This is a genomic window from Endozoicomonas sp. GU-1, assembly GCF_027366395.1.
Classification (GTDB): Bacteria; Pseudomonadota; Gammaproteobacteria; order Pseudomonadales; family Endozoicomonadaceae; genus Endozoicomonas.
On sequence record NZ_CP114771.1, the window covers coordinates 499,892 to 512,318 of the forward strand.

Here is a 12,427-nt window from a genome sequence, read left to right on the forward strand (position 1 = left end):
CCGAAGGGTGGATTGAGGTGCCGAATGCTACGATCCTGGGCATGATTGGCCGTGATCCGGACTACCCACTGAATGGCACTTACCGGCAGACGGCGGATATTGATGGTAGCCAGCTAAACCAGTCCATTGGTAATAAGAACGAATCGTTTACCGGGGAGTACGATGGGCAGTGCCGTACTATCAGCGACCTGTCTGACTGTTTTGTTGACACTCTGCAAGGCAGCATCAGGAACCTTCACTTTACTGGTGCCAATATAATTTCTCAGAAGACGACGGGGTTAGCAGCCTGTGTTGTTTATGTTAATGGCACAGTCAGTGATATCTGGGCCGGAAATGTTCATATTTTCACCTGGGGCAAGTTTGCACACGCCGGCATCGGGGGGGGGGGAGGTTGACCGTGGAGGAACGGTTGACAACACCATTGCGGTGAACAGCAGGGTCGAAACCCAGGGTTACAGGGCAATCGCGGGCATCGGGGGGGGGCGGGTCGCAGGAACGGTTGACAACACCATTGCGGTGAACAGCAGGGTCGAGGCCAGGGGTAAATGGGCAGCCGCCGGCATCGGGGGGGGGGGTGGTCAGAGTAACGGAGGCCAACACCACGGCGGTGAACAGCTATGTCAATGGCATTAAAGAGGGGAATTCTTCTATCTCCAATGATCAGCTTCTTTGCCAAAAAGCAGACCCACGTGTGTTAACAGCCAGTTGCTCTTCGAGTACTGAATTTCTGGATGCGCTGGATTTTTCGTACAGTGATGCTTGCCCGGTAAATGCCGCTACAATGACGCTGCCCACCACTTCAGCACCGCTGGCGGCTACCCTGAGTACCGGCGCAGTAGCCGGTATCGCCCTGGGGGCTGCAGCCTTTGTGGTGGTAGGGGTGGTGGCAGGGAGGTACATTTATCGTCATTATTGCCGCGGGTCATCCCTTGCCGCTGCCGATGACCCGCAGGAGATGGTGGCCATCAATACTGTGGGTCAGGCAGCGAGTGCCCAACCGACGATAAAAGCCGACAGGAAAGAGGCAAGGGAGAAACCTGCCGATGTACAACGCCCCAGAAGTCATCCTCCAGAGCCACCCGGGCTGCAACAACCGGCACTGCCGGAAAAACCACCCACACGGACAAGGGACTCGTTCTTTGAGGAACTCAGGGGGTGATTCCCTGGCATAAACACAAATGTTCATGACGATGGTTTGTCACCCTCTGTCATGAAAGCTTTAGTCACGGAGACACGGAGGAAAAGCGTTTTTCTGTTTTCCGTGTCTCTGTGCCTCCGTGGCAATTTTCTTTCACGGCAAAGAAAAGATTTCTTTTTTCTTCCTTTGTGGCTTTGTGCCTTTGTGGTGAAAGTCTTTTAACTAACTATGGCAAGGCTTTCACGCTTAAGTCAGTGCCATTGTGGCACAGATCGGCATTTTTTATGCCTGAACCACCATTTTTCCAATGACATGCCGATTAAACTGTTGTTACGCCAACATATCGATAAAAACAACTCTTGAGAGATGGCACATGGCGACTTTGATTCCATCAGATAAAAGACCAACACCTCCCACAACACTTTCCACAACAACAGCACCACCCTCTGAACAGCCTGCCAAGAAGTCCCGATTCAATTTCAGCTTTCTACGATTTGGCCGAAAAATTGCCCGATCTAAAAATAACCAGACCAGCAATTTAACGACGCAAAAAAACAATAATCTATCAAGTCTTGAATCCAAAAACATTCAGCAGAAAAAGATTAAGATCCTCAAAGCCGATAAAAAAATTAAATCATTGCATCAGCTGGGCGAGAAGGTTAAACAGCTTCACGAAAGTAACGCTCTCTTTGGTGAGCAACGGGCATCATTAGCCAAGCAAAGAGCCAAATTGTTAAGCAAGGAGAAAATTCCCCATTATGATGCGGTAGTGGCCGGTGCAGGTCCGACAGGATTGATGGCAGCGGTGGAGCTGGCAAGGAAAGGTCACAAGGTTTGTCTGTGTGAAGGCCGCAATGAAGAGGAGTGGGATATCCGCTCAAGCGTTATGGTTTTAAGGCCAGAAGCAACTTATGCAATTAATCAGATGTTGGACGCTCTGGAAAGCACTCACGGCCCGGGATACGTTTTTTCTCACAAAAAGAAATCGGATATAACGCATCCAAAAAGCCTGGCAAGCATTCGGGAACAAGTAAGGCGCAACAGCTATATCAGCTTACAAACCGACGTTATCCAGCGTATCTATATGGAGTACGCGAAAACAAAATATCCGGATTTGATCGATATCAAGCATCAAGCCAGAGCCGGTTCTTTTAACCCATGGATTCAAACCATGGATTTACCACCATCGGGGCGTATTGCTTTCGATTCAATTATTCATGCCGATGGCGTGCATGGAACATCGCGCCAATCGTTACAAGAATTGGGCGGCAGCCTGGAAAAAATAACGGTCAATACCCCTTTTAGCGGCAGATGCCAATGCGCCTATATCCATCATCCAAGCTGGGCAGAGATCAAAACCGGTGCCTTCCTCAAAGCCCAAGAAAAAATACCTGCTGACCTGCTGCCTGAATTCAAGAGGCTGGGATGGCGCAGCAACTATTACCCTCAGTGCTACATTTTCTTATCCCATGACAACTCTGAGAAATTGTGGATTTCCGGACAGTGCCCCACAAACCTCAAACCCGAACAACAGCTTGAGTGGAATGCCCTGATTTGTGCAGCGACAGTGACTCCGACGAAGCGGGCTTGCCTGATGGCACCAACCTACGTCGATACCGACAGCCATACCGCACGAGGGTCAAAAAAGAAGAACTTGAGCCATGCCATTTTCACTGTAGAGAAACAAAAGCTGGCACAACCTTCCATGGCACTCCCTTTTGGCAAGAGTGAAGCGATTGGTGACGCAAAAGAGACACCCAATTTTTTCTTTGCCGAAGGTTTGAAAAACGCGGATAAGGATGTGAAAGATTTGGCAATTCCATTCACACCCAGAACAGCCAGCTCATTTTCGCTGAACATACCCTCTTTAATTAAGCGAATCATATCCCGTATTTTCTGACCAATTGGATAGTTGTTGTTGAGTTCTCAGGTAAAACCGTGTTAAGCGTTTAAGGGTTTCAGCCGTTACTGATTACCATGAAAATATGCAGGTTCGCATAGCAGGTTGGCATAAAAAAGTGATGGGTAAGTCCGGCAGCCTGATTTTGATACAGGTGTTTGAGTGCTGAGTTGCCCGGAGGAAATGTGACCAGAATATTCGAGTCGGAAAGTGGCTTTAAGGTACTGGAAATAAGGCTCTGCAACGGATCATACAGGAAAATAACCCACTCCTTTACGGGAACGAGGTTGATGGTTTTCCTTGACCGATTATTGACTTCGCCTTATATATTGAAGCAATTTCTCTCCCGGCTTTTCTTGTTCTGGCGAGTAGACTCTATTTCAGCAGGTCTGATTATTGAGTATGATGGGCGATTTATCTGCTCACAGATCTGACCAGCCAGAACATTGGAACAGATGACAGGACGTGTAAGGCAGCATGGGTAAATCGCTAGTTATTGTGGAGTCGCCTGCCAAGGCGAAAACGATCAACAAATATTTGGGCAAAGACTTTGTTGTCAAATCCAGTGTGGGTCACATTCGGGATTTGCCGACAGCAGGTGGGCCGAAGAAAGCCGTGGATGCCAAGGCCAGGGCCAGGGCAGCTGCCGAGACGAAAAAGCTCTCTCCTGAGGAGCGTGAGCGGCGCAAGAAAATCAAGGCCCGTGAGCAGTTGATCGACCGTATGGGGATCAACCCCGATAATGGCTGGGAAGCGCAATACCAGATTTTACCGGGCAAGGAGAAAGTCGTTGACGAACTTGCCCGTCTGGCAGAAAACGCTGATACCATTTATCTGGCAACGGATTTGGACCGTGAGGGAGAAGCCATTGCCTGGCATTTGCAGCAGGCCATCGGGGGTAGCCCGGAGCGCTATCGCCGTGTTGTCTTTAACGAAATTACCAAAAAAGCCATCCAGTCTGCGTTTGAATCCCCGGGGCAGTTAAATCAGGATCGGGTTGATGCTCAACAGGCCCGCCGGTTTCTGGATCGGGTGGTTGGTTATATGGTTTCCCCGCTGCTTTGGGCAAAAATTGCCCGGGGGCTCTCTGCCGGGCGGGTTCAATCCGTGGCTGTCAAGCTGGTGGTGGAACGTGAGCGGGAAATTCGCAGTTTTATTCCTGAAGAGTACTGGGAAGTCTATGCCGATCTCCAGGCTGCCGGGAGTGATGCCGTCCGTTTTCAGGTGGTGAAAGAGAACGGGGTAAATTTCAGGCCGACAGGCAAGGCGGAAACGGATAAAGCCCTGGCTCAGTTACAGCAGGGTCAATACGCCCTGACCAGCCGGGAAGATAAGCCAACCCAGAGCAAGCCTTCGGCACCTTTTATCACATCAACACTGCAGCAGTCGGCCAGCACGCGCCTGGGTTTCAGTGTCAAGAAAACCATGATGCTGGCGCAGCGCCTGTATGAGGCGGGTTACATCACCTACATGCGAACCGACTCCACCAATCTGAGCCAGGATGCGGTGGCCAGTGCCCGCTCCTTTATTGCCAAACAGTATGGTGATCAATACTGTCCGGAGCAGCCAAACCTGTACAGCAGCAAGCAAGGTGCCCAGGAAGCTCACGAAGCGATTCGCCCATCCAGTGTGACGTTAAAGCCTGATGATCTGTCTGGAATGGAGCGGGATGCGGAACGTTTGTACGATTTGATCTGGCGTCAGTTCGTTGCCTGTCAGATGACGCCTGCGGAGTATCTCAGTACATCTCTGGTCGTCGACGTTAACGGCTATCAGCTCAAAGCCAGGGGACGGACATTGAAGTTTGATGGCTATACCCGGGTGCAAAAGCCTCTGGCCAGAAAAGGCGAAGATGTGATTCTGCCGGATCTGCAAAAAGGGGTAGCCCTGACCCTGGAAAAGCTGGACCCCAAACAGCTGTTCACCCGGCCACCGGCCCGTTTCAGCGAGGCGGCACTGGTCAAGGAGTTGGAGAAACAGGGTATTGGTCGGCCGTCGACCTATGCGTCGATTATTTCCACCATTCAGGACCGTGGTTACGTTTCAGTGAAGAATCGCCGCTTTTATGCGGAAAAAATGGGCGACATTGTCACTGATCGTCTGAATGAGTCGTTCAATGAGCTTATGGACTTTCACTTCACGGCAAGAATGGAAGAGAAACTCGATGATATTGCTGAAGGTGAAAAAAACTGGAAGCAGGTTCTGGATGATTTTTATTCCGACTTTACCCTTCAGTTAACCCAGGCTGAAGGAGGGATGCGCGCAAATGAACCCTCCCTGACCGATATAGAGTGTCCTACCTGCCATCGCCCCATGATGATTCGCACGGCATCGACCGGGGTGTTTCTGGGGTGTTCCGGTTATGCACTGCCCCCGAAGGAGCGCTGTAAAACGACGATTAACCTGGTTCCCGGTGAAGAGGTGGAAGACGCCGATGATGAATACGCCGAGGTTAATGCCCTGCGAGCCATGCGTCGTTGTCCCAAGTGCTCTACCGCGATGGAAAGCTACCTGATTGATGAGCAGAGAAAGTTACACGTCTGTGGCAATAACCCGGATTGTTCCGGCTTTGAGGTGGAGAAGGGGAGTTACAAATTAAAAGGTTATGATGGCCCCGTACTTGACTGTGATAAGTGCGGCAGTGAAATGCAGTTGAAAACCGGGCGCTTCGGCAAGTATTTTGGTTGTACCAACAGTGACTGCAAGAACACCAGAAAGTTGCTGAAAAGTGGTGAGCCCGCTCCTCCCAAAATGGAGCCGGTGCCGATGCCTGAGTTAAAGTGCGTCAAGGTTGATGACCATTATGTGCTCAGGGATGGCGCGTCAGGTTTGTTTCTTGCGGCCAGTCAATTTCCCAAGACAGAGAGACCCGCGCTCCGCTGGTGGCGGAGCTATTGCCCCATCAGGCCATGATCGACCCTAAATACGGTTACCTGATGGATGCTCCCCGTCAGGATCCTGATGGCAACCCGGCAATTATTCGTTACAGCCGCAAGACCAAACAGCAGTACGTTATGTCCGAGCTTGATGGTAAGGCAACGGGTTGGAGTGCGGTATTTGAAGATGGCCGCTGGCATGAAAAGCAGTCTAAAAAGCGGCAATCCAGTTAGATTTATCTCAAACCCCAGGTTCGTGAGACAGGGCTATTAAGCCCTGTTGTATTATGGCTGTTATAAACTTTGAGCTCGACAAAGCACAAGTTGTTCCCGAAAGATTGATGGAGTTGGTTATGACAAACAATTGGCAGGGATATACCAATAAAATGCTCTTTCACGCCCGTTTGTTGCTGGATGCCTGGGAAGATGCTGATGATCTTGCCAAGCCGGCATTTCGTGAGGCCTGTTTGAATGCAATGGTTCAGGCTTACCGCTCGTTACTGGCGGAAATTATGACGAATTACCGTTTGCCGGTAAATCAGCTACCCTCTCTTGATGAGGCAATGAACAGTGTTCATCATAAGGGTGAAGTGTCTACTGAGTTGCAGTACATTGAGCGTCTTGAGCAACATGATTCCTGGCTGTCGGCGTTATTAAAAAGTCATCAGGACTGTGCCATGCCTATACAGCGCAAAAGTGTTGAGCGGAATGAAATTCCTCTGTTTAATGCCAATAGTGTGCGGTTTGATCAGTCAGAAGGCTTTCTTTCTGTGCTTGAGTCCTTGAAGGAGCTGGTTACCTACAGTCGGAACTTCAGCCTGGAGTGGTAGGTTTCTGGTGTTTTCAGCGTTGTTCATTGCCAGCTATATTCAGCTGTTGAGGGCTGATATCTTGAAAGCCTCTGCTGGCTAATGCACAATGCTTCACTGCTAATCCTAAAATCCCGGTGTCACTATTTATGTCAGCGTCGTTTCTTGAAATTGTTGAACTGCCTTCCGGAGAAATTGTTTTGCGTCGCAGTGATGAGGAGAACGCTGAGCCTCTGGTTACCATGTCATTCTCCCGGGAGTTGCTGGACTTTCTCCAGGGAGATCAGGTGGAGGTAGCCAAGGCTATGCTGGATACCTGCATAGAAGAAGTCGGGCGTAAAACAGAAGCTGACGCTGGAGAGTACATCCCTGAAAACCGGGTTCTTCATTAACCGTCATACAAACCCTCCAGTTATCCTCTGTTCCTGATTGCCAGTCCCTGACATCGACCTGAGCGAGCGGCGGTCTCGAGTTCAGAGAGTGTGATGCTATCCATCTGCTCAATCCAGCTGACCACGGTGTGGCTGGTGCCTGAGGCCAGTGCCTTGCGAGTCAGTTTCAGTGGGTCTGCCACTGCGGAAGGGTTGAGAACCTGAAGGCGCTGCCTGCTGATGCCCGATGACTTCAGCCAGTTTATGGTGCTTTTTGCCTGTTCACTGGACAGTATCAGGGTAAGCCAGCGTTGATCCTGATCGTTAGCCAGCTCATACAGAACAGTCTTCAGAAAGCGTCCTGATTGCCAGGGCGGGCCTGAGAGAATCAGCTCATCAATAAAGCTGACAGGTTCACTGTCAATGCAGGGAGCGTTACCGTTCTGACTGGATGATGGTGTTAATGCTTGCATGTCAGGTCCTCTACATCAGAGATCGTCAGGGTCTAGGAGGCTGTCCGAGAATAGACTGCCCTGCTGCGGTGGCAGCAAATTGGTCTAAAAAGTCGTAAATTTTTAGTAAATAGAACCACTATTCACTAAAAATTTCCGACTTTTTATCCTCAATTTTCTGCCATCCTCGCTACGGGCGCTATTCTCGGACAGCCTCCTAGTGCAGCTAAGCGCTGTTACCCATACCGTTCGTCCTGAGCTTGTTGAAGGACCCATAGGGCCTAAAGGCGGAAACTCCGGACTCTGATAGATCGTGCCAAGCACCCTTCGACTCCGCTCAGGGTGAACGTGGTTTACGGGTAATAACGCTTAGCCGCACTAGTTCCTGATAACGCCCACGCTCAGTCCTTCGATAGCAAAGGTATCAACGCTGAGGTCTACTTCGATTGTCTTGAATTCTTTGTTTTCCGGGTGCAGGTAAATTCTGTTTTTAACCTGTTCAAAACGTTTGACCGTTACTTCGTCGTCAATTCTGGCAACGACAATCTGGCCATTGGCTGCGGTTGATGTTTTATGGACAGCCAGAAGGTCCCCGTCAAGAATACCGATATCCTTCATGCTCATCCCTTTTACCCGAAGCATGAAGTCTGCTTTGGGGGAAAAGAAACCGGGGTTGATGGACAGGTGGTCTTCAATATGTTCCTGGGCAAGAATGGGGCTTCCTGCAGCAACCTGTCCTACAATAGGCAGGCCGGAAGATTCGGTGCCGGGGATTCGGATACCTCTTGAGGTGCCGGGGGTGATCTCGAGAGCTCCCTTGCGGGCAAGGGCTCTGAGATGCTCTTCTGCTGCATTGGGTGATCGGAACCCGAAGGTCTGTGCGATTTCTGCACGAGTGGGGGGGAAACCGGTCTCTTCTATATGAGATTTGATCAGTTCAAGAATCTCAGTCTGGCGCTTGGTCAATTTATACATGATTAAATCTGTGTTTTTATACAGTACATGTAATTATATACAGTATTTTGCTGACTGCAACCACCCCTGTCTTATTAATCTAACTTGATGTTTCAGTTAGCAAACGTTAGTTTTAAACAAGTGTTTACATTGGAGGTTTTACAGACATGTCACAGTCAGCGACAGTAGACAGGATTCTGGACGCTGCCGAGAAGTTATTTGCTGAGCATGGGTTCGCAGAGACCTCGTTGCGTTCAATTACCAGTCAGGCGGGTGTTAACCTGGCCGCTGTTAATTACCACTTCGGCTCCAAAAAATCCCTGATCCAGGCAGTCTTTTCCCGTTTTCTTGATCCTTTTGTCAGCAATCTTTCCGGGGCTCTTGTGCGATATCAGGATAATAATGACGTTATTGATCTGGAAGAAATACTTCATTTACTGGTGGATCAGATCATGGCGGTTAAACCCCGCAGCCCTGAAGATCTCTCTGTTTGTATGAGGATGATTGGCCTGGCCTACACACAGGGCCAGGGGCATCTGAAGAAATATTTGCGCGACGTCTACGGGGAAGTATTCCAGGCTTATCTGGAGTTGCTGGTAAAAGCGTGTCCTGAGTTGCCATTGAATGACCTGTTCTGGCGCGTCTATTTTATTCTGGGTTCCGCGGTGTTTACCCTTTCAGGAGCGGATGCACTGAGGGCTATTGCGGAAAGCGATTATGGGGTCAGGACTGAACTGGAAGATATCATGAGAAAGATGGTGCCTTTCATGGCGGCAGGTCTCAGATCACACACCTGACGGATCATTTAACCATACAGAGCTTGATTTACCGATGCATCTTACTGTTCATATTGCCAGTCAGGCGATGGTGCTGCATGAGAAGGACGGCAAGCGCCGTGTTTATTCTGTGTCTACTGCCAGCAAGGGAGTCGGGCAGCAGGAAGGGAGCTGGCAAACACCTCTTGGTCAGCATGTTATCCGGGCGAAAATTGGTGCCGGTCTGCCGGCTAATTCAGTATTTGTCGGGCGTCGCTTTACCGGTGAGATTTATTCCCCCGGGCTTTGTCAGCAGTACCCTGAAAGAAAGGACTGGATATTAACCAGAATTTTATGGCTCAGTGGCCTGGAGCCCGGATATAACCGGCTGGGTAATGTTGATACCATGCGTCGCTATATCTATATCCACGGTTCGCCGGATACGGCAGTGATGGGAGAACCCGGCTCGCGGGGATGTATCCGGATGCATGGGGAAGATATTATCGATCTGTTTGACCGTGTAGATACCGGTACCAGGATCGATATACAGCTTAGCTGATACCGTTTTTTTTAGAGGATAGAGTCGTGCCAACAGGCCTGAACCGTGGTGTTCTTTTGATTGATCTCGAGGGAGTGCAGCTGACCGCCGAAGAACACCAGCTGCTTGCCCTGCCCGGTGTTGCGGGTATTGTCCTTTTTTCCAGGAACTATCAGAGTCGGGAACAGTTAATTGCCCTGGTTCGTTCTGTCCGGAATGTTCGTCGGGATCTGTTAATTTGTGTGGATCAGGAAGGTGGGCGTGTGCAACGTTTCAGGGACGGATTTACCCGTCTACCCCCGGCGCAGGCTTATGGGGTATTTGACCCGGATCAGCAGTATCAGATGGCTTATCAGTCAGGCTGGCTAATGGCCTCTGAGTTGCTGGCCTGCGGGATAGATCTTTGCCTGGGGCCTGTGCTGGATATTGATCATGGTAAAACGCCGATCGTGGGGGGATCGGGCTTTTGGGCGTTCGATTGAGCAGGTGAATCACCTGGCCTCATTGTGGATTGATGGGGTTCATGAAGCGGGAATGTCCGTGGTGATCAAGCACTTTCCGGGCCATGGGAATGTGGATGCTGATTCCCACGTAAGCCTTCCCCAGGATGATCGTACTTTTGATGAGATCTGCCAGTCGGACCTGGAGCCTTTCCGGGTAATGATGCAAAAGGGGGTTGAGGCATTAATGCCGGCCCATATCCTGTTTCCCGCTATTGACCGGCATCCGGTGGGTTATTCTTCAGAGTGGCTGCAAGGGGTGTTACGCAACCAGCTGTCATTTGAGGGGCTGGTTATCAGCGATTGCCTGTCGATGGAGGGAGCGGCGAAAACCGGCAGTTATCCTGCCAGGGCCAGGGCAGCCCTGGATGCTGGTTGTGATCTCCTGATTATCTGTAATCGTCAGGGGGTTCGGGAGGTTCTGGCTGAGATAGATGGCCCAGGGTTGCAGGGTGTCGGTCCGGATGGTTTGATGCCTGACTCATACACTGACTGGGCGTCTCTTGAACAGTCAGAGCGCTACAGGACAGCGCGTAAAATGCTGACAGAAGCCTTGGAGGCTGTCCGAGAATAGACTGCCCTACTGCGGTGGCAGCAAATTGGTCTAAAAATTCCGTTTTGTTCGGCAAATAGCCCCGCTATTCACCTCACAAAACGAAATTTTTATCCTCAATTTTCTGCCATCCTCGCTATGGGCGCTATTCTCGGACAGCCTCCTTGGAGGCTGACCGAGAATAGACTGATTTTAATGGTGCCATGGCCATCACCGTCCGGTAATTCAGGGTAACTTTCTTTCTAAGCTGTCGTACTGGTTTATAGTTATAAATCCGGTGCGACTATTACGCTTTCTCTTCAGCCCGTATTCATACCAATTCCACCTTCTAACTATCAGACCGGGCAAGTCATTTTGAACAGTTGGGCAGGGCGGAATTGGTATAACCTGGTTTGGTTAAGCATTGTGGTATAACCATGGACTTTTTATCCCCTACTTCAGCCAATATTCCTGATTGGTTGCCCCTGGCAGTGATAGCTCTCTGTCTGACAGCTTTTACCCGATATCTTGTTGGCAAACTCTTCGGCAAGCTCACGACGAAGGTAAAAGCTACCCAGAATTTCTGGGATAACGCACTGCTTGCGGCGAGCCAGAAGCCGGTTTATCTGTTTATCTGGGTTGTCGGGTTAAGCTGGACAGCAGAAGAAATATGGGAAGGAACCGGCAATACTTTGTTTCAGCGCCTTCTCAGTTTCCGGGATCTTCTGGTTATTGTGCTTTTCTGCTGGGTTTTTGTCTCCTTTATCAACGCATTGGAACATCGCTACCTGCAGGTTGAACGCAAGAAAAAACTGGACCAGACCTCAGTGATTGCCCTGGGCCGTCTGATCAGAGTTGCGGTCATCATCACCGGGGTGCTGGTTGCCATGCAGACCCTGGGGTACAGCCTTTCCGGTATCCTTGCCTTTGGTGGGTTGGGAGGGCTGGCTGTGGGTTTTGCCGCCAAAGACATGCTGGCCAATTTCTTTGGGGGCTGGATGATCTATGTGGATAAACCTTTTCGTGTGGGAGACTGGATCAGCTCTCCGGATAAAAAAATAGAAGGCACTGTAGAGTATATTGGCTGGCGACAGACTCGTATTATGACCTTTGCAAAACACCCTCTCTATGTTCCGAACTCTACATTTATGAATATTTCGGTCGAAAATCCCTCCCGGATGCAAAATCGACGCATCAAACAGGTCTTTGGATTAAGATATCGTGACAGCGATAAAGTCCATTTGATTCTTGAGGATGTCCGCAGTTACCTGAGGCACCACGATGCTATTGATCAGGATAAGACCATCATTGTGAATTTTATTCGCTTTGCTGCATCAAGTCTTGATTGTCAGATTTACTGCTTTACCAAAACCACTGACTGGGCGGAATATCTGCAGATTCAGGAGAACGTGCTGCTTGAGATCATCAGCATTATACACAGTCATGGGGCGGATATTGCCTTCCCGACCCGGACGCTGGATGTATCCAATAGTGATCAGGGGGTAAGTGATATTCAGCAGCGTGCCGGTTCGCCGTCCCTTGAGGCGGTGAAAATTTAGTGGTTTCAAATGGTTGGTCAGAGTTGTTGCGGCAGTTTGTCAA

Annotated in this window: 14 protein-coding genes and 1 pseudogene; 12 read left to right on the forward strand and 3 right to left on the reverse strand. The window is 50.0% G+C overall.

Annotation, left to right across the window (positions count from 1 at the left end; all coding sequences use genetic code 11):
* The first annotated feature begins 17 nt into the window (after window positions 1–17).
* From O3276_RS02285 to O3276_RS02295, 3 genes are read left to right on the forward strand one after another with little or no spacing between them, the layout of a single operon-like run.
* Window positions 18–395 (forward strand): hypothetical protein, encoded by a 378-nt coding sequence (locus O3276_RS02285; RefSeq protein ID WP_269674179.1) that lies wholly within the window; start codon window positions 18–20, stop codon window positions 393–395.
* A complete protein-coding gene (locus tag O3276_RS02290; protein ID WP_269674180.1) occupies window positions 361–633 on the forward strand; it encodes a hypothetical protein in 273 nt (90 codons plus the stop codon). The genes O3276_RS02285 and O3276_RS02290 overlap by 35 nt, the downstream gene beginning before the upstream one ends.
* Window positions 575–1,159 carry a hypothetical protein gene (locus tag O3276_RS02295; protein ID WP_269674181.1) on the forward strand — a complete coding sequence of 195 codons (585 nt, stop codon included), beginning with the start codon at window positions 575–577 and terminating at the stop codon, window positions 1,157–1,159. The genes O3276_RS02290 and O3276_RS02295 overlap by 59 nt, the downstream gene beginning before the upstream one ends.
* Window positions 1,160–1,468: 309 nt before the next feature.
* Here the strand turns inward: O3276_RS02295 and O3276_RS02300 are convergent, their stop codons facing one another.
* Complete coding sequence (locus tag O3276_RS02300; RefSeq protein ID WP_269674182.1) at window positions 1,469–1,720, reverse strand: hypothetical protein; 252 nt, start codon at window positions 1,718–1,720, stop codon at window positions 1,469–1,471.
* A gap of 55 nt (window positions 1,721–1,775) precedes the next feature.
* Between O3276_RS02300 and O3276_RS02305 the strand changes: the two genes are divergently transcribed.
* The 4 genes and pseudogenes from O3276_RS02305 to O3276_RS02320 all read left to right on the forward strand — a co-directional run bounded on the left by O3276_RS02305 (window position 1,776) and on the right by O3276_RS02320 (window position 7,115).
* Window positions 1,776–3,038, forward strand: coding sequence for an FAD-dependent oxidoreductase (locus tag O3276_RS02305; protein WP_269674183.1), 1,263 nt, complete (start codon window positions 1,776–1,778; stop codon window positions 3,036–3,038).
* A gap of 477 nt (window positions 3,039–3,515) precedes the next feature.
* Window positions 3,516–6,148: pseudogene (gene topA, locus O3276_RS02310) on the forward strand (type I DNA topoisomerase).
* 119 nt (window positions 6,149–6,267) lie between these two features.
* Entirely contained in the window at window positions 6,268–6,744 is a 477-nt protein-coding gene (locus tag O3276_RS02315) for a DUF6586 family protein (protein ID WP_146000036.1), read from the forward strand.
* A gap of 128 nt (window positions 6,745–6,872) precedes the next feature.
* Window positions 6,873–7,115, forward strand: a complete 243-nt coding sequence (locus O3276_RS02320) for a hypothetical protein (RefSeq protein WP_269674184.1) — start codon at window positions 6,873–6,875, stop codon at window positions 7,113–7,115.
* 20 nt (window positions 7,116–7,135) lie between these two features.
* On the opposite strand, the gene O3276_RS02325 is transcribed toward O3276_RS02320, so the two are convergent.
* Together O3276_RS02325 and lexA are read right to left on the reverse strand one after the other, a co-directional pair.
* Window positions 7,136–7,567 carry a SulA-like leucine-rich domain-containing protein gene (locus O3276_RS02325; RefSeq protein WP_269674185.1) on the reverse strand — a complete coding sequence of 144 codons (432 nt, stop codon included), beginning with the start codon at window positions 7,565–7,567 and terminating at the stop codon, window positions 7,136–7,138.
* A gap of 357 nt (window positions 7,568–7,924) precedes the next feature.
* Window positions 7,925–8,521 carry a transcriptional repressor LexA gene (lexA, locus tag O3276_RS02330; protein ID WP_269674186.1) on the reverse strand — a complete coding sequence of 199 codons (597 nt, stop codon included), beginning with the start codon at window positions 8,519–8,521 and terminating at the stop codon, window positions 7,925–7,927.
* A 146-nt stretch (window positions 8,522–8,667) separates the two neighbouring features.
* On the opposite strand from lexA, the gene O3276_RS02335 reads away from it, so the two are divergent.
* From O3276_RS02335 to O3276_RS02355, 5 genes are all read left to right on the forward strand, one after another.
* Window positions 8,668–9,297 (forward strand): TetR/AcrR family transcriptional regulator, encoded by a 630-nt coding sequence (locus O3276_RS02335; RefSeq protein ID WP_209277694.1) that lies wholly within the window; start codon window positions 8,668–8,670, stop codon window positions 9,295–9,297.
* 34 nt (window positions 9,298–9,331) lie between these two features.
* Window positions 9,332–9,814, forward strand: coding sequence for a L,D-transpeptidase (locus O3276_RS02340; protein WP_269674187.1), 483 nt, complete (start codon window positions 9,332–9,334; stop codon window positions 9,812–9,814).
* A 26-nt stretch (window positions 9,815–9,840) separates the two neighbouring features.
* Window positions 9,841–10,275 (forward strand): glycoside hydrolase family 3 N-terminal domain-containing protein, encoded by a 435-nt coding sequence (locus O3276_RS02345; RefSeq protein ID WP_269674188.1) that lies wholly within the window; start codon window positions 9,841–9,843, stop codon window positions 10,273–10,275.
* Window positions 10,226–10,867: a beta-N-acetylhexosaminidase gene (gene nagZ, locus O3276_RS02350; protein ID WP_269674189.1), complete on the forward strand. Its 642-nt coding sequence runs from the start codon at window positions 10,226–10,228 to the stop codon at window positions 10,865–10,867. Before O3276_RS02345 ends, nagZ begins: the two co-directional genes overlap by 50 nt.
* A 395-nt stretch (window positions 10,868–11,262) precedes the next feature.
* Window positions 11,263–12,384 (forward strand): mechanosensitive ion channel family protein, encoded by a 1,122-nt coding sequence (locus tag O3276_RS02355; RefSeq protein WP_269674190.1) that lies wholly within the window; start codon window positions 11,263–11,265, stop codon window positions 12,382–12,384.
* The last annotated feature ends 43 nt before the right edge of the window (window positions 12,385–12,427 follow it).